Raw genomic sequence first — 19,729 nt, forward strand, 5'->3', positions numbered from 1 at the left:
ATTTTGAGCTAAAGAGAGAAGATAGCAGTCAATAATTAGTAATTATGAATTATTAATTATTAAGTTTGATTCTGTCTGGACTGGCCAGGAACTTGTAATGACAGGTAATTGATTAAGTTGTAGTTGTGCTTCTGCACTCAATCGGACTGCTGCTTCTAAAGTCCAACAACGAGATTCGATAAAACTCATATCACCCCGCAGTACATTGAATAACTGTGGTAAATTTTCGAGGCCATATTGACGCATCCAACGACCTAACGGTGTAATTTTGCGCTTGGTTGTGGTGGAGAATTTAATAGCTCGAAAGAGTTTACCGCGTTCTCCTACATACCACTCACCAGAAAATAGCGATTCTGATGAGGTAATTTGCAACAAGACAAGCAAGATAACCATGACTGGAGTTAGTAATAGCAGCATGACTAAAGCTGCAATCCAATCAATGATTCGCAGGAACCATCCCCAAGGTTGGCTATTTTGTTTAAACAGTAAATTTTCTGAAGATCCGTAAAGAAACATCGGCTTATGAGCTTCTTTACAAGCATCCGCCCAAAACTTTACCCAAGTCTCACCAATTTTAGGGTCTACACTGACCAAATTAACCGGGGAATATTTTAAGCAATCGATTAATAATTGCTTGTTTTCTAAAGCTGGTAAATATGGCTGTTGCAGTTTATCGGGAGATTTGACTAATAACTGACCACGCCGCCATTGTAGTGTGCAGTATGGAGTGCTTTGCGGAGTTTCACTATAAGTAGTCTGTAGAGTACGAACTAATGAGCTAGTCATGTGTCTTTGGATTAGTACGATAGTAAATTGCTGATCTCGAAGATGATTCATGCCAAAGACTTTGATCTGAATCTTGTATTGCTATAAAACTTAGTAGATGACTGATGACAAAAATATGCTTCAAATAGCCATCTTGCAGAAGTTTGCTGCTCTGAAGATGGCGAAATAACAAAGATAATAACTAGTACAGGTTGGCGGAAATAAACAGAGTATATGGAATTGCTAAAAGGCTTGTGGTATCACTATTCTTTTTTTTCCTTTTGACTCCTTCAGAGTGACGTTCCTGCGTCGCTAACGCCACTTGCTTCTCCTAATCGGAGACGCTACACGAACAAGTCGGGAAACCCGCCCACCCTTCGGGTTCAGCAGTCCGCCATCTCCTGACGGAGACGCTACGCGAACGACGGGAACCGCCAAGACGGGGGCTGCTTCACCGCAGTGGCTCACTTTTTACTTTTGCCTTGTTGTACTAGGTAGATAGCAATCAATATTTGGGAAAATATTGCAGGTAAACTCGCTGTTTTTTAGGTAGCAAAGATATTGGATAGATGTAGAGGTAAATCATCCAATTATTCTTTTGCTCCATCCTTGATAAGTTTGTGAGATTTGGTCTACCTTGGTTGTTAATTTGTTGAGTCGAAGAAAACTAGTCCACTTTTGTCTTTTAGCTGCTTGAAAGGAGCTTTAATCTCTAGGATATAAGAGTCTGTAGAAATGACTATATACTGAACTTAATTCTTTATTTAGTCTTTAAAATCATGCGATTTAATCATCATAATTATAAAGCTGATATAAATATACTTAATTTTTACTCAGTACTTAAGATTTAAATTTAACAGTTAAAGTGTTTAATCAAGACATTTATCCAGGCAAAAATATGCAAAAAAAATATGTGCGATCGCCTCCACCAAAAGAGCGATCGCACATATCTAAGATGTATCGTTTTTACTATTTTTCTACTGCTTGTTTCAAAGCCAAACGATATTCTTTAGGATACTGGACAAAACTTCTGTCAGAGGTAGAAACGCCATTAGCGACAACCCCAATCAGATTTAACTTCCTCAACATCCCTGTAGCTTGAGCAAGTTGGTTGCGAGTCACAACACCCATACTGGCTACCAAGACCACACTCCGACAAGAGGATGCGGTCAACATTGCATCTACCAATCCTAAGACTGGTGGAGCATCTATCAGTACCAAATCATAATTCTCTTCAAAGGTTCGCATCAGTTGTATCATCCGGGGAGAACTCAACAGATGAGCCGGATCGGTAGGTTTCGGCCCCGCCGTCAAAATATCGATGTAGGCTGAACCTAAAGATTGAATCCCAATCTCATTTGGTAATGTCACCTCACTACTGAGCAAAGTTGATAGTCCTTGTTCATTGGGCAGATTTAGCTGTTCGTGCAAACTGGGATCGCGTAAGTTGGCATCAATTAGTAAGACTCGTTTGTGTAACCGCGCCGCACTCATCGCCAAACCCAACGCCATACCAGATTTCGCTTCATCGGGTAACGCTGAAGTAATCATCAAAGACTTTAAACTAGATACAGTGTTGAGCAGTTCAATATTTTTGTAAATTAAATCCAGCGATTCCCAACGTGGTGGCGACTGTAGCACCTGAATTGTCCAAGGTGCAGACGTTTCTGGCTTACCAAAAGGTAACTTGATAATTGAATCTCTGGCTTTGGCTGGCGGAAGTTTGGGCGTTGTGCCTAATAACGGTAAAGCTACTTGCTTCTCTAACTCAGCAGTTGTATGTACAGCATCATCAGAAGCCTCTCGTAAGAAGGCCGCAATACCGCCCAACATTAACCCCACAACAGCACCTAATAAGAGATTTTGTTGTAAGTTGGGGCCTAACTGCACACCATTGTGGGGTTCTTCCACAACTTCCCAATTAAATCCACCTTTGGCTAGTTCTTGACGCAATTGTTGTTCGGCTCTTAACAGTTGCTCTAACCTTTCCCGGCTAAATTGCAGCTGTGGTTGAATGCGATTGTAATAAGCTAACAAAGGCGGGAAGCGTTTGATTTCCAGCCGTAATTGAGTTTCTTTTTGTGCCAAAGTTTGATCGCGGGCGCTCAATGCAACTATAGTTGTTTGAGTTTCTACTAATGAACTAGCAAGGTTTAAATCAATTTGGCCAAACTGTCCTTGTTCTAACAACGAGTCTCTAGAACTAACTACGCCAGAGGACTTTGTACCTAAAGTCCGGCCTACTTCTTGTTCTAACAAAGCTTTTTGGCTAATCAATTGTTCTTGCAACTTCTGCACAGTGGGCGTTTCATCTGTGAAGCGCAAGCGTTCTTGAGCCAGTGCGAGTTCTGTTTTTTGGATTTCGTTGAGCAACCCTTGATAGCGAGTAGACTGACTCAACCGTGAAGCCACTAGGGCATTTTGGGGAGAACGATTAAGTTGTTCTTCTAAAGATTTTTGTCGTGCGATCGCCTCTTGATATTGAGAGCGAGTTGTACGACGTTCTTGCTCAACATTATTCAAAGCATCTTCTAGAGCTTTGGCTTGAGCCACGGGATCGATTAAGTTCTGGTTGCGGCGGAATCTTTGCAAGTTAGATTCAGCTGCATTTACCTCTTCACTAGCCTTACTCAACTGTTCCCGAATAATTTGTAGACCTTTTTGCAGACGCGCATCTTGCTGTTGTTTATTGTATTCTACATAAACTTCCCGAACAGCCGTCAACACTTTTTGTGTCTTTACTGGGTCTTGAGCAGTATATTCTACTTGGAAAATCTTTGTGGCGACATTATCTTCTTTGGTTTTTAATTGGTTTAATGCCAAAGCGCTTTTAACATCACCTACAGTAATATCTGGATATTCTCGACGCAGCTTATCAACTGCTTTTTGAATCAGTCCTGAACTCTGCATGAGATTTAGCTGAGTGGCTGTGTCTATCTCTACATTAGATTCAGTGAATTGATTTTCTACTCCACCTGTTTCTTTTTTACCTTGGTAGTTAGGCTCTACTAGCAGTTGCATTGAGCTTTTATAAGTAGGCTTTGTCTTAGCCGTCATAATTGCTGCCATAGCAATTGAAGCCACAAATACTGCGATAAACCAAGGAAACCTGCGAATAAAAACTGCTAATATTTGTCCATAGCCCGGCTCTGTGTCAGCAATTGTATTTACACTGGGATTAAGACTAGTCTGAACCACTTTTATTATCCTTCTCTGCGAGACGCTACACGAACAACTAACAAGCCAGATAAATAATTAATGAGTTATACAAGTTTGATCAATAAGTTGCTCAACTTTCTGGAAAAACACTGGTTCTGAAAAATTATTCACTGCATGATTACGAATATTTTCATAATTCCAAGTGATGCGTCCGGACTCTAGTAATGCAGCTTGTAGAGAGTCTGGTGTTTGTCTTTTAAAAAATACTCCAGTAGTACCGTTGATTTGGGTATCTAAAACACCACCAGCGCCATAGGCAATTACTGGTGTACCACTAGCGTTGGCTTCTACAGGGACTAATCCATAGTCTTCTAAGGCTGCAACAATCACCGATTTAGCTTTAGAAAATAAGTCTTTACGTTGGCGATCGCTCACATGACCTAAAAATTCAATATTATCTAATGCTTTGGCTTTTAAACGTGCTTGTTCCGGGCCGTCACCTGAGATTAATAACCGCCACCCCAACCAATTAAAAGCTTCGACAATTATATCTAGTCGCTTATAACTGATCATCCGTGCAGATGCCAAAAAATAATCTTCTTTGGTATCTGAATAAACAAAGTTACTGGTATCAATTGGATAGTTAACTACAATTGCTGGTTTGCCATAAATCTGTTGAATTCTTTTAGCAACAACGCTGGAATTAGCAATGTAAAGATCAGGTTCCTGAGCATATTTCAGGTCTACATTCCTCATCAATTGGAAAATTTGTTCAATTAATGGTGCAAAATATCTATAATCTCCATATTCTCGCAAATATGTTTCTGTATCCCACAAAAAACGGGTGACATTATGACAAAAACAAACATGGCGAGCATCAAGACGTTTGCGTACAGCTTTGGCAAAACTAGTGCTGCTGCTGATAATTAAATCGTAGTCTTGTAAATCTAAAGCCCGAAAGGCAGGAAAGTAAAATGGTGCCATCATTCTAAAATATTTAGCTGCACCCGGAATTTTTTGTAAAAAAGTTGTGTTGACTATCCTCTCACGTAAATCAATGGTTTTTTGTTGGTCGTATAAAGAAGTAAAAATATCTGCTTCAGGGTAGCGCTTACATAATAATTCAAATACGCGCTCTGCCCCTCCACGCTGAGTTAAATAATCATGGACGAGAGCAATTTTCATAGATTTTATTCAATCTGCTACTAAATTTTTTCAGCTAAAGATTTTAGTCAATTACTACTAAAACTTTCGTGTTTAGCACTATAAAGTTTTGCAATTAAGTTATTAGTTAATTAGAATACTTTTTGGCAATATTTATCAGATATTTAAACTTGATTAAATTATTTATAATAGTTAATTCTGACTAAAAATCATTGTTCCGTAAAAATATTCCTTTAGGCATAGAATAAACCGAGAGTTATAAAAATTGAGGGACTCATACCATTTTGGATTTTAGATTTTGCGAAAAGCTGCGTGGGCGGATTTCCCGACTTGAGCAAACTTTTCAAGACGGATTTTGGATTGTGAAAGGTTTTGTTGGTAAGCTTTTCAGCACTCAATCTGGCGCAATTATTTTTCAAATTGGTATCTAATTGTTCACAAATGATTCAATTGAATATAGAAAGGCTCAGATACCCGAACTATTCAATAATTCGGGTATCTCTTTATCTAACAATGATTGAGGCTAGTGATATCAAAACAAACTTTTAGCCAACAGATGCCAGAACTTTTTCCGATGCAAAATAAGCATTTTGTTCAGCACGAAGTTGGTCACAAAGTCTACCTTTGGGTAATTCTACATCGTCGTAAGTTAGGACTTGATCACGAGGAATATCTCGTTTTAAACGACAGCCTTCTGCTAAACCCATTGGTAATAGTTTTTGGGCTTGGACAACGGAAGAATTTTCACATTGACCGTAAGTCATATAGTAACCAATACCATCAAGTGTTTCGCCAGCTGGCAAATCGATTTTGGCAGTTGTGACTACATCTACCAATGGTTTACCAATAGGAGCCATAACAGCATCGTGGAAGAGAACAGCACGCGCTACAGACAGGGGAACTTCAAAATGGCAGAGGTGATAAGGAGTATAGAAACTATAGAGAGGCCCTTCACCTAATTTGTAGAGGTTGAGGTAGTGGCGTTGTTTGGGGTCATCGTGAGTAGCGAAGACAAATACACCAGGGCCGGGTTTAGCACCAACTACATAATCAACAATTCCGCCTAATTCTTTGAGTTGGTCAATGTCGTACATATTGGTCATTTCATCAACATGACCTGCGAAGTCATAGCCAAGCATTCCGCGCTTGGCGACTTGCATTCCGGTGGCGTTAGCAACGATCGCCTGCTCGAAGGAAATTTTGCTACCATCAGCAAAGCTTGTCACCATGTGGGCTTTTTGTCCCCAGCGTTTAGCAAAGCCTTCTTGGGTTGTGGGGTTGCGATAGGGGTCTTGCAATCCTTTGATGTTACCGCATAGTAATGGTGTCAGACCTATGCTCTGTACAAATCTGTAAAGATTCATTTCTACCCCTGGTTGGTCGCCATCACAAGCACTGAGGATCACGCCAGCTTTGTCAGCGTAGACTTTGAGGATAGAGCCAACTGTACCGTCAAGTTCGGCATTCATCATAATGACATGCTTGCGATGAGCGATCGCTTCCATGACAACATGAGCGCCAAATTCAACTGCGCCAGTCACTTCAATAATTGCTTCGATGCTTTCTGATTGGCAGATTAACTTAGCCTCATCTGTAACGACATATTTACCGCTGGCGATCGCATCTTCTAAATCGCTCACAGTGTTAATAACTTGAATATCTTCAATCCCAGCTTCTGTATAAGCTCGTTTAGCTCCATCAATACTGCGATTGAAGATAGCAACTAACTCCATTCCCGGTACTGAATTAATAATTTGGTTGGCAATTCCTCGCCCCATAAAACCAGCACCAATCATTCCCACTTTGATGGGATTACCAGCTGCGGCACGAGCTTTTAAAGCATTATCAATAATAATCATGAAATTCCTCTGATTGCTATTTTTATGTATTAAACAGACAGATTATCAGCAGTTAATAAACTACTAACTATACACTTGCTGCAACTTCCTCACCTTCTCCCACACGCATCATACTTAACAAAGGCCAATTTAAATCTTTCTCAGAAATTTCTGTGACTTCTACAGGCCATTCAATGTTAAAAAATGGGTCATCATAACGCAGACCTCTTTCATATCCTGGTGTATAAAACTCACCAACTTGATAGATTACTTCCGCATCATCTGTTAATGCTTGATAGCCGTGAGCAAACATTTCCGGCACATACAAAGCCCGGCGATTATCTGCGGTTAGTTCCACGCCAATATGAGATAAAAATGTCGGAGAATCAGGACGCATATCAATAATTACGTCATAAATTGCCCCTTTGGTGCAGCGAACTAATTTTGTTTCGGCTGCGGGTTGCAGTTGATAGTGCATTCCCCGCAAAGTACCTTTTTTGTAGTTATAAGACAAGTTACATTGAGCAACAACTGGCTTTAAACCGTGAGCTTCAAATTCTTGAGCGCAGAAATAACGAGCAAAAAAACCACGATGATCGCTTCTTGCTTCTAAATCAATAATGTAAGCATCTTTGAGATTGGTAGCGGTGAAAATCATGAATTACCTCGATATTAATGTGGGCTAATTAGTTAAACAATAACTTTATCTACTTCAGATAGAGAAAGTTCAGCTTTGGGATAGGTATCATCCCAGAATTGGGTACAAAGGTCTGGTCTTTCAGGTGGATTAGCGGTGTAACAAAAGAATAGTGTTGACCGCGTTTGGGTGCGGACAGTTCCATGATGTAAAGTATTTTTGGTATCGACAAAAATGACTGTACCTGCTGGCCCTGGGCAAGATTTCCACGCTGATTTAGGAATGATATTTTTCACTTGTTCATCATCAATCCCCATATAACTTGATTTCCAAAGTTGGTAGTAAAGTCTCCAATACTTCCAACTAAATACAGGGGTTAAAGAACGAGGAAGATATTCAAAAGGCCCAGTTTTTGCTTCTACATCGTTCAAGCAAACAAAGATTTTGATCAGGCGGCGGTCTTCTGCATCACTATGCCATAACAAAGTACCGAATTGATGATCGCTAGGAAAATCTTGGCGTAAATGTACACCATGAAAAGTAATGGGAAACCCAATATAATTTTCAATAATATTTAGCAGTCTTTCCTGGGTTGCCCAATTATAAAACTCTGGTAAACCCGTAACTGTGGTTATTTGCGGCCACTTTTCTGCTAGATGCTCGTTGTTGGGATTTTGCATCCGAGACAATTGCTCGTAAGCAGCTTTGAGTAGTTCTGAGGTGGAATCTAAGCCTAAATCTGCTAATGTTGTCACGCAAACGCCATCTTTTTGTAGCGCCTCAAGAATTAGGCGATCGCGTTTTTCTAATGCAGGTAAATTTTTTGTATGTTGCCAACGTTTGAGGCTAAAAACTAAATCGGAGTATAGAGAAGATATTTTGTATTTAATTGTCTTCAGCATGACTAGATAATGGCAATTATTGTGAGTCAAAAATTGGGAATTACTTGAGTAATTTTCTATGCTACTAAGAAATTTCTTGCAGCATTTCTGGTTTGCTAAAAGTATCATCCCAATATTGAGTACAAAGTTCTGGGCGCTTGGGTGGGTTAGCGGTATAGACAAAAAATAGTGCTGACCGAGCTTCTGTGCGAATAGTACCGTGATGTAGAGCCATTCTAGGATCTGCAATCACCACTGTACCTGCTGCACCTGTGCAAGATTTCCAAGCTGATTTGGGAATAATTTTTTGTATTTGTTCATTGTTAATTCCTAAGTAGCCTGACTGCCAAAGTTTGTAATCAACTCGATAGGAATTTAAATGAGGAAAAGATGCTAAATGTAAAGGAATATATTCAAATGGCCCGTGCTTATCTTCAACATCATGAAGATAAATAATTACCTTGACCATTTTGCGGTCTTCGGAATCTTTATGCCACAATAATGTGCCGAATTGGTGTTGATTGGGAAAGTCTTTGCGTAAATGGACACCGTGGAAAGCGACAGGTAAACCTATGTAGTTTTCAATTATTTTTAATAGTCTGTTGTCTCGTCCCCAATTAAAAAATTCTGGTACATCGGTAACTGTATAAATTTGTGGTAATTTTTCACTCAAATGAGTGTTATTGACATCTGCCATTCTGCTTAATTGTTGATAAGCAGCTTTTAACAGTTCTGGGGTGGATGTTAAGCCTAAGTCAGTGAGTGAGTTTACATAAGCGCCTTCCCGTTTGAGTGTTTTAACAATTTGGCGATCGCCTTCTTCTAGTGCTGGTAGTTTGGGTGCATATTGCCAGAGTTTTATTCTATAAGCTAACTCTGCGTTCAGTGTTGCCATTTTGCCTGTAAGTTTATTTAGCATAAGATAATTACTTGGTTTTGATAATTGATTTAAGTTGCGATCGCCTGTTATTTGCTGTTCGTACTTCTTGCGGTGTTGGTTCATTAGCTTCGGCAAGTTTCAAGTCTTTTAAAGCCATGACATCAAAAGCAGAAAGACTCACTAAAGCTACAAAGGGAATCGCTACCTTAATAGCAGATACAGGCCATCTTCTTAAAGCACCTAAGAAAACTTTTAAATTAACTTCCTTGCTATTTTGTAACAGCATCCGTCGGCAAAATTCTTTAGAATATCCACATTTTCCCAGTTTCAAAATTACTTCGGGAATGTGTTTATACTGCATTAACAAGGCAGATTGAGGCTCTTTTTGCCAATAACTCACGCCCACAATACATTCTAAGTAAGTCTCTTTAGTGACAATTATTTTGCCATGTGCAGCACAATAACCAGCTAAGTATGCTAAAGATATCCAGTTACTCGCCGCATCTGGCCAAATTTCCAAGGCGCGTTTGATTAAGTCACTGCTGTAAACACTAGCAGTCAGAAAAATAACTGCACCAACACTTTTAGAAAAACAATGTTCAAATATGGCTTTACTATTTCCAGCGCCATCTTCTGCATCAGCATCAAACCAGCGATTTCCAACAATTGTGGGCGGATGTACTGGTTCACCAGTAATTTTATTACGTCCAGAAAAGTTGAGAAATAATAAGCCTAAATCTTCATTATTTTGGAGCTTATTGATAATATAAGGAATTGTTCGATCTTGAATTGGATCATCATCGCCAATTGTCCAAACATATTTGGTTGTAGAAGAACTTAGGCAATACATAATATTTTTCATTACGCCTAAATTTTCAAGATTTCTATTAGATCTAAAAGTGATATTACTCAGTTTTTCTTGCCATTTTTCAATTACAACTTGAGTATGATCTGTAGAACAGTTATCGGAAACTAAAATTTCACAATCAGATTCAAAACCTTGAATTGCGTTTGCTAACCATGCTAACTGTTTATTCAGCAATTCAGCCCGATTATAAGTAGGTATAGCAATTGTCAGTAATTTATTCATAATTTCAGGAATAATGTTCGTCAAATATCACTATGTTTCGCTTTGAAAACTCGACTTAATTGCTTTTGGTAGAAACAGCAAGTTACGTGTAGATCCAATTACTAAAATGAGATAAGCAATAATAATATTCATTGCTAAAGCTGGCCATCTTCTTAAAGCTCCCAAGAAAATTATCCAGTCACTCTTGGTGATGATATTCTGCAAAATCATTTGCAGACAAAATGTTTGAGAATATCCAATCTCTAAAAGTTTTGCATATATTTCCGGGATATAAATATATCTCATCATGATTGACCATGTTGGATCTTGCTCTAAATAACTAGCGTGCATTGTACATTCTAAATAATTATCTTTAGTAACAATCACGCTGCCGTGAATCGCACAAAATCCTGTCCAATATGCTTGAGAAGCTAAATTTTTACAAGAAGATGTCCACTGTTGTAAAGCGCGTTTGACTAATGCTGTTTGATAGACAGTTGCTGTCATAAAAATTACGCCACCAAAACTTTCTTTCAGATAACGTTGTAATGCAGCTTTACCATCAGTTAGGGGAGCGTCACTATCACTATTAAACCAACGTTCTACAGTGATTTGATTGGTTAATTTATCTCGTCCGCAGCAGTTTAAAAAGATTAGTGCTACATCAGGATGCTGCTGGATTTTTTTGAACAAAAATGCTAGAGCATTTTCCTGGATTGGGTCATCATCTCCCACTGTCCAAACATATTTGCTACTAGCAGCTTGAATACAGGCAGCAATGTTAGGCATTAAACCTATATTCTCTTGATTTCTCTGAGATTTAAATGTTGTTTTACTAAAGATAGACTGCCATTTTTTAATGATTTCTTGAGTGTTATCTGTGGAACAATTATCAGAAATAATAATTTCACATTCAGCTTCAAATCCTTGAATAGCTTTTGCTAACCAGCAGAGTTGCTTTTCTAGAAGTTCAGCGCGATTATATGTAGGTATAGCAATGGTAAGTAGTTTATTCATTTTTTTAGAACAAAAATCAATTTCAAAATAAGGTTTACTTGTAATATCTAGATACCCGAATTCTTTAAGAATTCGGGTATCTAATTTATCCAATATCAGGACTTACTTTCTATTCCAGAAAAAATCTTTGTCAATTTGTTCAGTACGAATGAGATACTCTAGCTGTTTTAAGCGAGTAAAGCCTCTAAACAAAAAGGTGTCTTCAGTCATATCAATTTGACTGAATAAATTAAACAGTTGTTGTGCGCCTAATAGAGCATTCCAATCACATTTGAATCCAGGTAAAATGCTGTTAATTTTCTCGAAGGATACGCGATAACTGCGATTATCTGCCCCATTTTGACCAAAGCTTAATTTACAGCCGGGGAAAGTATCAGCAATAATTTCAGCAATTTCTTTGACTCGATAGTTATTAGCAGTATCGCCAACATTAAAAATCTGATTGTGTACAATATCACGCGGTGCTTCTAAAGCGCAAACAATGGCTTTACAAATATCAAGGGCGTGGACTAATGGCCGCCAAGGTGTACCATCACTGATCATTTTGATTTCTTTGCTTGTCCAAGCTAACCCGGCGAGGTTGTTCAACACGATATCAAATCGCATTCTGGGGGAAGCGCCAAAGGCTGTAGCATTCCGCATGAATGTAGGGGAAAAATCGTCATCAGCCAGCGGTGTAACATCTCGTTCTACAAGGGTTTTACATTCGGCGTAGGCGGTTTGAGGATTCACGGGAGATTCTTCTGTGACATCGCCTTCGGTAGCGACCCCATAAACACTACACGAAGACATATAGACGAAGCGTCGCACGCCCATTGTTTTGGCTAAGTTAGCGAGGCGTACAGAACCTACGTGATTGATTTCGTAGGTGATATTTGGTGCTAATTGTCCCGTGGGGTCATTGGAAAGTTCCGCCATGTGAACGATCGCTTCTACACCTTCTAAATCTTCGGGGGTGATGTGGCGGATATCTTTGTTGAGGGTTTTAGCTGTAATGTCTGTACCGTTGTATAGCCAACCAACTTTATAAAAGCCCGTATCAACGCCGATGACTTCATGTCCACGTTCAATTAACAGAGGAGGCAATAAAGAACCTAGATAGCCTTCTGTTCCAGTTACTAATATTTTCATTGTGGGAAATTCCTATAAAATTGCTTTCAGAAAATTCAGAATTCTGAATTTGGTGTTGATTATTTTTGTGGGGTGTGTTTTTCGGGTAGACAAAATGCCCACCCGATAAGAGATTTAAGAGATGATATTGTCTTTACACCTCTTCCTATTCCCATACTTAGGCAATGACTACAGTCTCCAGATGGGATTGTTGGGGAACTTGAGAAGCGATCGCTTTACCAATTTCTAAAGAAGATGTGGCTGCTGGTGAAGGTGCATTGCAGACATGAATGGAGTTTTGACCAGGAATGATCAAAAAGTCATCTACTAGTTTGCCATCATCCATTAAAGCTTGGGCGCGAACTCCCGCATGGGTGGGAACTAAGTCTTCGGCTTGGACTTCGGGAATCAGTTTTTGCAAACTTTTGACAAATGCTGCTTTGCTAAAGGAACGAATGATTTCTTGAATACCTTCATCAGCATGTTTAGCTGCAAGTTTCCAGAAACCTGGATAAGTCATCACCTCCGCAAAATCCTTCAAGTCGAAGTCGGTTTTTTTATAACCTTCCCGCTTGAGGCTGAGAACAGCGTTTGGGCCAGCATGAACTGTACCATCAATCATTTTGGTAAAGTGAACGCCGAGGAAGGGGAAATCGGGGTTAGGCACTGGATAAATGAGAGTTTTCACCAAATAACGTTTTTCGGGGGTGAGTTCGTAATATTCGCCCCGGAAAGGTACGATTTTAGCGTTGGGTTCTACTCCACCTAACTTAGCAATGCGATCGCTATGCAATCCGGCACAATTGATCACAAATTTTGTTTCAAATTTGCCTTGATTTGTTTCTAATACCTGATTTTTCCCACTGGTAGCAATCTTCAATACTTTGGTATTGAGACGTAAATCTCCACCTTGTTGTTGAATTAATTGGGCGTATTTTAAACAAACTTGCTTGTAATTAACAATACCAGTTGAAAATACTCGAATGCCAGCTACACAACTAACATGAGGTTCAATTTCTTTTACTTCTTCTGGGCTGATTTTCTGGACTGGTAGACCATTTTCTAAGCCGCGTTTGTAGAGATTTTCTAAGCGTGGTATTTCTTGTTCATCGGTAGCAACAATAACTTTACCGCAGATTTCATGGTCAATTTCATGCTCTTGGCAGAATTCCACCATTGAGCGACTACCATCACGGCAAAATTTAGCTTTAAAACTCCCTGGTTTGTAATAAATACCAGAGTGAATTACACCACTATTATTGCCGGTTTGGTGAAATGCCCAGTTGCTTTCTTTTTCTAATACTAGAATGCGTGCTTGTGGATAGCGTTTACCCAAGGACATCGCTGTTGATAAGCCTACTATTCCACCGCCGACAATAGCAAAATCGTACATATCATTTGTCATTTGTCATTTGTCATTTGTCAAAAAGCTGAAAGTAGAAGCTTGAGGATGAAATTTCAGACTTCAGACTTCAGACTTCATACTTCATACTTTTTTTACCACACTTGCCAAGGAGCTTTACCACTTTGCCATAGGTCTTCGAGATAATTTTTATCGCGTAAGGTATCCATTGGTTGCCAAAAACCATTATGTCTAAAAGCAGATAACTGTTCCATATCAGCCAGCTTTTCTAATGGTTCTTTCTCCCAAATGGTGGTGTCATCCGCAATTAAATCAATAACTTCTGGTTCTAGAATAAAATAACCACCATTTACCCAAGCACCATCACCATCGCGTTTTTCTCGGAAGCTGGTGATTTTAGTTTGCTCTTGTTCTAAGGAAATAGCACCAAAACGTCCGGCTGGTTGTACGGCGGTGAGTGTGGCTAATGTCTTTTGCTGTTGGTGAAATTTAATTAGCTCGGTGATATTTACATTACTAACACCATCACCATAAGTGAAACAGAAAGTATCATTGCCTACATGTTCAACAACTCGTTTTAAGCGTCCCCCAGTCATAGTTTTATCACCTGTATTCACTAAGGTGACGCGCCAAGGTTCTGCATAACCAGAATGCACATTCATTTGGTTAAAACGCATGTCAAAAGTTACATCTGACATGTATAAAAAGTAGTTAGCAAAATACTCTTTAATGACGTAACCTTTGTAACCACAACAAATAATGAAATCATTAATGCCGTGGGCAGAATAAGTTTTCATAATATGCCAAAGAATTGGCTTACCACCAATTTCAACCATCGGCTTGGGCTTGATACTGGTTTCTTCACTGAGGCGTGTACCAAGTCCACCAGCCAAAATCACCGCTTTCATGTAATTACCTCGGAGATTTGTAGGGAATTATTATTTAGAATTGCTTGAGATGAAGAGGATGCACTTGGTTTGAGAAAAATCGTCTTACTTTGTTTTTCTCCGTCAATAATCTAACTATAATTTTTGCTACTTGTATGAAGTAAAAGTAAATTAAAATCTTTTATGTGTGAAAGGTTTATGAATAATTTTTACACGTAAAATATTATCACTTAAATAAATATAAATGTTACCAAATAAATTATCAGGATTATATTTTATAACCCAATACGGTTCAGATAAGAAAACTAAATCACGACAAAACCAAAAAATAATTACTCAACCAAAAACGAAAGAATTATTTTGCCGGGGGTTTGGGGGACGCAACCGTCACCCAATCGGGGGCTTGGGGGAGAATCCACCAAATCTTACTTCTTATCTGAATAGGTAAGCAGAAATTGAGAAATCAACTCTCATTACCTTAACTGAACCGTATTGTTTTATAACCCTGATATTACTTACGTTTAACTATAGTAATACAATAATTTATTACTAATTCATTAGTAATAAAATTTACTTGTACAAAGATTATTTTGTAAAAATTTAGAAGCTTAAATCCCCGACTTCTTCAAGAAGTCGGGGATTTAATTGTTAAATAATCAAGAGATACTATTGACTCTTGACCACTCCCTAATTTGTCCCGATATTACCCCAAGTACTAGAACTTTGCAGTAAAGCGTTACATTGACTTTCAATGATCACACACATACTGCTAAGTGCCTGCTGGTAGTTTTCGGTATCTTCTTGTTCCAAGGCGAGTTTAGCGGCTAATTGTAAATCTTCGACAGCTTCGTGATTGTTTTTGGCGGCTTCTTTACCACCGTATTGGGCGATTTCATAACGAACCATACCGCGTTTGAGATATACTTTTGCCAGTTTTTCGTTCAGTTGTAATGCTTGGTCAAAGTCGGCGATCGCTTTTTGGTATTGTTGAGCGTAATCGGTACTATATTGAGCCATTTGATAGTACACTGAACCACGCTGAAAATAGGCTTCGGCTTTGGAGGCGTTGAGTTTAATTGCCTCTGAGAAATCTCCGATGGCTTGTTGAAACTCTTTGATAGATTCACCGCTATACTTAGCTATCTGCGCCCGAACAATACCTCTTCTGATATATGCTTCGGCTTCTTTAATGTTGAGGCGGATGGCATTGTTAAAATCTGCGATCGCTAAATGATATTCTCGATCTGGATCATTGCTATACTCAGCCAGCATATAGCGAGCGTTACCGCGATTCACTAAAGCTTTGACTTCCTGCGGATTGATTTGCAAAGCTTTGGAATAGTCTGTTAATGCCCCTTCATAGTCTTTGAGATTGTAACGAGCATTACCTCGATTAATAAAAGATTTGGCGTATTTTGGTTCTTCTTGGATGGCTTTAGTAAAGCTTTCGACTGCTTGCTTATAGTCGCGCACTTGGTAAGCAGCGTGGCCTTGTTTATAATAATCTGCAAACTGGAGAGCTTGATGACTAGGTTTAGAACTTGCCATCAATGTCTGTTGGGTGTAGGTATTCTGTGACACAAATGGACGGGTGAATTTCACCATCACATCTAAATAACCCAACATCCCCAAACCCAGACAACCTAAAACTACGGGGTAAAGCTTTGATATTTTGCGCCGCTGATAAGGAAAATAGCTAGGCTGATTGTTTGGTTGCCAAGAATTTGCACGGGCAAATGACATGGCAGGCTGTGGTATGCGTGCAGGCTGATTATAGCGCCTTGTGGGAATGGTACGTGGTTTGAGATGTTCTTTATTTTCAATTGCCCGCTGTGATGGAAAAGGATCACGTCCGCCTAAGCGCAAAGAACGCTCACACCAAGGGCAGCTGTGCAGGTGATTACTATAGCGATGCTGGGGATTGGTGGTGCAAGTAATCAGGGCATCTTCGGCTTCGGTTAGGGCAGAGAGCCAAGTTTGGGCATTTGGGCGTAACTGGGGATTGTTGTGTCCGGCTTCAAAACACTGGACAAATAATTCCCGCAAGCTAGGATGTAGCATTTCCCAAGGTGGTGCAATGGGAGTTGGTAGGTAAGGAACTTGACGGTGTTGGCTGTAGGTAAAATGTCCGGCGGCGATGCGGGCTTCGTAAGCTGGTGGTTCGGCAGTGCCTTGAAAAATTCCAGAAAAAGGATGTGTACCTTCCATTAATAATTGGAAGATGATCACTGCCAAGCCAAAAACATCGTGGGTAATTGCGCGATCGTGTTGGGCAAAGACTTTATTTTGCAATTCTGGTGGAGTAAACTCAGCTTTGCCCACCCCACAGCGGTAGACAAGATTGTTTTTTAAATCTGGCACTTGGAAAGAGTCAGTATCTACCAAACTCACCAGTGCAGTGTCGCTAACTAAGATGTTGGACTCGTTGACATCACCCACGCAATAACCACTACTGTGCAAAGCCGCAAAAGCTGCCGCTAAATTCCGCGCTGTACGAACTAAATATTGATAGTTAAATAAAGGGCAGTGTTGGCGACGGGTTCTAGGGTTGTAAAAATCGATGATTGGTCGCATTCCCCGAATCCGAGGCATGATGAAACCAATAATGCTTTTGCTTCCATCTGCCGTTTTGATTAGCTCTTGTGGCCAAGCAATGGAAATATGCCCCAAATTAGCTGTGGGGTTTTCTGGTGGATTAGCCAGCATCGCTTGCAGTTTTTTAGCGTGATTGGCTGTGGGTTTGTGATAAACCTTAGCCACTAAATCGCCATCAGATGGCACTGCATACACACAGGCTTCACCACCTCGTCCTAAGCTAACGCTGAGGTTGATAATTTCTGGCTGGGGAAGACAACGTAGTACCTTCATGTTTAAGTCACAGTTAACGGGGGTTATATAAAAAGACCGAACTTGCAGAATCCTTGTTTATGTGCGGTTGAAGGCAGCAATAATTAGTGTTAAATCATCATCGGTACGTTGTGTAATCCGATCCGAACTTAAAAACCTCACCAGTTGCTCTTTAGCTAATGTCTTATCCTCCGCGTTTTCGATAAAGTCAAACAAAGGAAAAAAGAAGGGTTTGTGAGGTTCGCCAACAACCATGTTCAAAGCCAGCATTTGTAGTCCATCGGTGAGGATACCAACGTTGACTATTTCTTCACGCCATAATCTCATTTGTGCTGTATCTATAGCATCCAAGGAAGTCAAGAAAGTTGTTTCGTTGATATATTCTCCGTTATTGGGTATGGTTAGCGCAATTAAACTTCCTTGACGATTTTTTGCGACTGCCATCCCGTCACCGATTTGGGCTGCTGCTACCATTTCTGGTGTGGCGATGGTGATGATTAAGGTAGTTGCCAAATCTTGGGGCTGTTGGTTACAGGCTGCGGCTTCTGTTTCTACTGCTTTTTTGGCAGCCAGCAAGGCATCACTTAACAAGGATTGTACAACCAAGTCATCAGCTAAAAAAGCGCGAGAGACTTCTTTAATAGATAAATGTTCTACAGCTGCTTCGGTGGCTACCATTGCGCCAATTTTCCCCTGACTGGCAGAACCTGCGCCATCAGCTGCTGCGGCTACTAATATATTGTCTGGCAATAATTGCCAGTTGTGAGCATCCTGACACAGCTGCTTGTTTCTGGTGTGGCTGGTACCACATACAGATGCGGCGACTACCCGCCAATGATCAATCTGTTTTGATGTGTTCATAGATTCTTTGTCTGGGCTGGCTGTGTAATATTAAACCGCGATCGCCTCCGGCGGGGCTTCGCCCATCGCGCGATTAAATGGAACCCCAGCCAATTGGCGGTAGTGCTACTTGTTCATCTACTTGGGAGTGGGAAACAGCCGCCATACTCGCTGACAACCACATAAACATTTCTACAAAGTTAAGTCCTCTCAGTTTGAGTGGTGTTCTTACAGCTAACTGATTTAGGGTTGTCATGTTGGCATTTTCCACACCCACTGAGAAAAAGGCTACGCGCTTATTGGCTTCGTCGCCTTGCACTCGCTGGGCGGCTTGGGCTACTAAATGCTCTTGTTCACCTTGGGGTTCGCCATCGGTAATCATAAATACCCACGGACGATAATAGGCAATGCCGTTAGCACGATACAAGGATTTGCGCTCTTGTACCATATCTAAGGCTTTATGAATTCCTGCGCCCATACTGGTGAGTCCTTGGGCTGTCAAAATCGGCGGGTTAAATAGATCCGCTGTCACAAAGTCTTGTATTACATTTACTTGGCTATCAAAAGTAATAATAGCTACTTCTACACGCCGCGCTGCTAAGGAATTTTTGACTAATTCATCTTTTAAACTTAGCAAACCTTGATTTAATGCTTCGATGGCTTCGCCTTGCATTGAGCCAGATGTATCTAGTAATAACACGCAAGGACAACGAGGTTCGGGATTTTCCGCAAATTCTACTACTTCATCCAGGGTTAATGTATCTTGCATAACTTTTTGTGTTATGTTATAGTCCAAAGCTTTATTTTCCTTTGTTCAAAGTATATAGTTTACTTTCCGGAGTCTAAAGGGGAATAACTAAATTTTTGGCGATCGCCAGATGAGTCTTCATGTAACTATTAAACAAATAATTTTCCCTAAATTCTCTACACATTTAATAAAGTTTTCATCAAGTTCCGTCTGAGAAACCAAAAATTTACGAAGAGTTCATGTTTCCGGCATTCACGGAACGACAAAGACTTATATAGGGCAAGTGATAGAGTATAATAAACATCAAAATTAGCCTAGATAAAAGTTTAAAGATTTCGTGTGAAATATATCATTTTTGTGCCAGACAAAAGTGTTAATTCATTCAAGTCCACCGTCCAAAAAACATTTAAACTCGCTTTTCGCCATCATACTGAGTTGAACAAGTAAAATTTTTATTATTTTTTCATTTTCCTAGGGATTTCTCAGAAATAAATTATCTATCTTTTGAGGGATGTGGTTCTCTC

15 protein-coding genes are annotated in these 19,729 nt (G+C 39.8%); all 15 read right to left on the reverse strand.

Going from position 1 to position 19,729, the window contains the following annotated elements:
• Positions 1-42 precede the first annotated feature (42 nt).
• The 15 genes from hepC to NOS7107_RS06485 all read right to left on the reverse strand — a co-directional run bounded on the left by hepC (position 43) and on the right by NOS7107_RS06485 (position 19,226).
• Positions 43-786 carry a heterocyst development glycosyltransferase HepC gene (gene hepC, locus NOS7107_RS06415; RefSeq protein ID WP_044499759.1) on the reverse strand — a complete coding sequence of 248 codons (744 nt, stop codon included), beginning with the start codon at positions 784-786 and terminating at the stop codon, positions 43-45.
• Positions 787-1,734: 948 nt separating this feature from the next.
• On the reverse strand, positions 1,735-3,963 hold the full coding sequence (locus NOS7107_RS06420) for a polysaccharide biosynthesis tyrosine autokinase (RefSeq protein ID WP_015112167.1): 2,229 nt from the start codon (positions 3,961-3,963) through the stop codon (positions 1,735-1,737).
• Between the two features lie 57 nt (positions 3,964-4,020).
• On the reverse strand, positions 4,021-5,109 hold the full coding sequence (locus NOS7107_RS06425) for a glycosyltransferase (protein WP_015112168.1): 1,089 nt from the start codon (positions 5,107-5,109) through the stop codon (positions 4,021-4,023).
• A gap of 524 nt (positions 5,110-5,633) precedes the next feature.
• On the reverse strand, positions 5,634-6,947 hold the full coding sequence (locus tag NOS7107_RS06430; RefSeq protein ID WP_015112169.1) for an NAD(P)H-dependent oxidoreductase: 1,314 nt from the start codon (positions 6,945-6,947) through the stop codon (positions 5,634-5,636).
• Positions 6,948-7,014: 67 nt separating this feature from the next.
• The gene (rfbC, locus tag NOS7107_RS06435; RefSeq protein ID WP_015112170.1) at positions 7,015-7,584 is read right to left on the reverse strand and encodes a dTDP-4-dehydrorhamnose 3,5-epimerase; all 570 of its coding nucleotides are present in this window, start codon (positions 7,582-7,584) and stop codon (positions 7,015-7,017) included.
• Positions 7,585-7,616: 32 nt separating this feature from the next.
• Positions 7,617-8,465, reverse strand: a complete 849-nt coding sequence (locus tag NOS7107_RS06440; RefSeq protein WP_015112171.1) for a hypothetical protein — start codon at positions 8,463-8,465, stop codon at positions 7,617-7,619.
• Positions 8,466-8,529: 64 nt separating this feature from the next.
• Positions 8,530-9,363, reverse strand: a complete 834-nt coding sequence (locus NOS7107_RS06445) for a hypothetical protein (RefSeq protein WP_015112172.1) — start codon at positions 9,361-9,363, stop codon at positions 8,530-8,532.
• Positions 9,364-9,370: 7 nt separating this feature from the next.
• Positions 9,371-10,414 carry a glycosyltransferase family 2 protein gene (locus NOS7107_RS06450; protein WP_015112173.1) on the reverse strand — a complete coding sequence of 348 codons (1,044 nt, stop codon included), beginning with the start codon at positions 10,412-10,414 and terminating at the stop codon, positions 9,371-9,373.
• A 30-nt stretch (positions 10,415-10,444) separates the two neighbouring features.
• On the reverse strand, positions 10,445-11,410 hold the full coding sequence (locus NOS7107_RS06455) for a glycosyltransferase family 2 protein (RefSeq protein WP_044500564.1): 966 nt from the start codon (positions 11,408-11,410) through the stop codon (positions 10,445-10,447).
• A gap of 102 nt (positions 11,411-11,512) precedes the next feature.
• A complete protein-coding gene (locus NOS7107_RS06460) occupies positions 11,513-12,541 on the reverse strand; it encodes an NAD(P)-dependent oxidoreductase (protein ID WP_015112175.1) in 1,029 nt (342 codons plus the stop codon).
• Between the two features lie 157 nt (positions 12,542-12,698).
• Complete coding sequence (lhgO, locus tag NOS7107_RS06465; RefSeq protein ID WP_044499762.1) at positions 12,699-13,913, reverse strand: L-2-hydroxyglutarate oxidase; 1,215 nt, start codon at positions 13,911-13,913, stop codon at positions 12,699-12,701.
• A gap of 104 nt (positions 13,914-14,017) precedes the next feature.
• On the reverse strand, positions 14,018-14,791 hold the full coding sequence (gene rfbF, locus NOS7107_RS06470) for a glucose-1-phosphate cytidylyltransferase (protein WP_015112177.1): 774 nt from the start codon (positions 14,789-14,791) through the stop codon (positions 14,018-14,020).
• Positions 14,792-15,457: 666 nt separating this feature from the next.
• On the reverse strand, positions 15,458-17,638 hold the full coding sequence (locus NOS7107_RS06475; protein ID WP_015112178.1) for a tetratricopeptide repeat protein: 2,181 nt from the start codon (positions 17,636-17,638) through the stop codon (positions 15,458-15,460).
• A 57-nt stretch (positions 17,639-17,695) separates the two neighbouring features.
• The gene (locus tag NOS7107_RS06480) at positions 17,696-18,478 is read right to left on the reverse strand and encodes a PP2C family serine/threonine-protein phosphatase (protein WP_015112179.1); all 783 of its coding nucleotides are present in this window, start codon (positions 18,476-18,478) and stop codon (positions 17,696-17,698) included.
• A gap of 73 nt (positions 18,479-18,551) precedes the next feature.
• Positions 18,552-19,226: a VWA domain-containing protein gene (locus NOS7107_RS06485; protein WP_015112180.1), complete on the reverse strand. Its 675-nt coding sequence runs from the start codon at positions 19,224-19,226 to the stop codon at positions 18,552-18,554.
• Between the last annotated feature and the right edge of the window lie 503 nt (positions 19,227-19,729).

The sequence above is a fragment of the Nostoc sp. PCC 7107 genome (genome assembly GCF_000316625.1).
Taxonomy (GTDB): Bacteria; Cyanobacteriota; Cyanobacteriia; order Cyanobacteriales; family Nostocaceae; genus Nostoc_B.

Coding starts and splice junctions, on each gene's coding strand:
- hepC (WP_044499759.1), bottom strand. CDS start 786: ATGACTAGCTCATTAGTTCGTACTCTACAGACTACTTATAGTGAAACT.
- NOS7107_RS06425 (WP_015112168.1), bottom strand. CDS start 5,109: ATGAAAATTGCTCTCGTCCATGATTATTTAACTCAGCGTGGAGGGGCA.
- NOS7107_RS06430 (WP_015112169.1), bottom strand. CDS start 6,947: ATGATTATTATTGATAATGCTTTAAAAGCTCGTGCCGCAGCTGGTAAT.
- rfbC (WP_015112170.1), bottom strand. CDS start 7,584: ATGATTTTCACCGCTACCAATCTCAAAGATGCTTACATTATTGATTTA.
- NOS7107_RS06440 (WP_015112171.1), bottom strand. CDS start 8,465: ATGCTGAAGACAATTAAATACAAAATATCTTCTCTATACTCCGATTTA.
- NOS7107_RS06445 (WP_015112172.1), bottom strand. CDS start 9,363: ATGCTAAATAAACTTACAGGCAAAATGGCAACACTGAACGCAGAGTTA.
- NOS7107_RS06450 (WP_015112173.1), bottom strand. CDS start 10,414: ATGAATAAATTACTGACAATTGCTATACCTACTTATAATCGGGCTGAA.
- NOS7107_RS06455 (WP_044500564.1), bottom strand. CDS start 11,410: ATGAATAAACTACTTACCATTGCTATACCTACATATAATCGCGCTGAA.
- NOS7107_RS06460 (WP_015112175.1), bottom strand. CDS start 12,541: ATGAAAATATTAGTAACTGGAACAGAAGGCTATCTAGGTTCTTTATTG.
- lhgO (WP_044499762.1), bottom strand. CDS start 13,913: ATGTACGATTTTGCTATTGTCGGCGGTGGAATAGTAGGCTTATCAACA.
- rfbF (WP_015112177.1), bottom strand. CDS start 14,791: ATGAAAGCGGTGATTTTGGCTGGTGGACTTGGTACACGCCTCAGTGAA.
- NOS7107_RS06475 (WP_015112178.1), bottom strand. CDS start 17,638: ATGAAGGTACTACGTTGTCTTCCCCAGCCAGAAATTATCAACCTCAGC.
- NOS7107_RS06480 (WP_015112179.1), bottom strand. CDS start 18,478: ATGAACACATCAAAACAGATTGATCATTGGCGGGTAGTCGCCGCATCT.
- NOS7107_RS06485 (WP_015112180.1), bottom strand. CDS start 19,226: ATGCAAGATACATTAACCCTGGATGAAGTAGTAGAATTTGCGGAAAAT.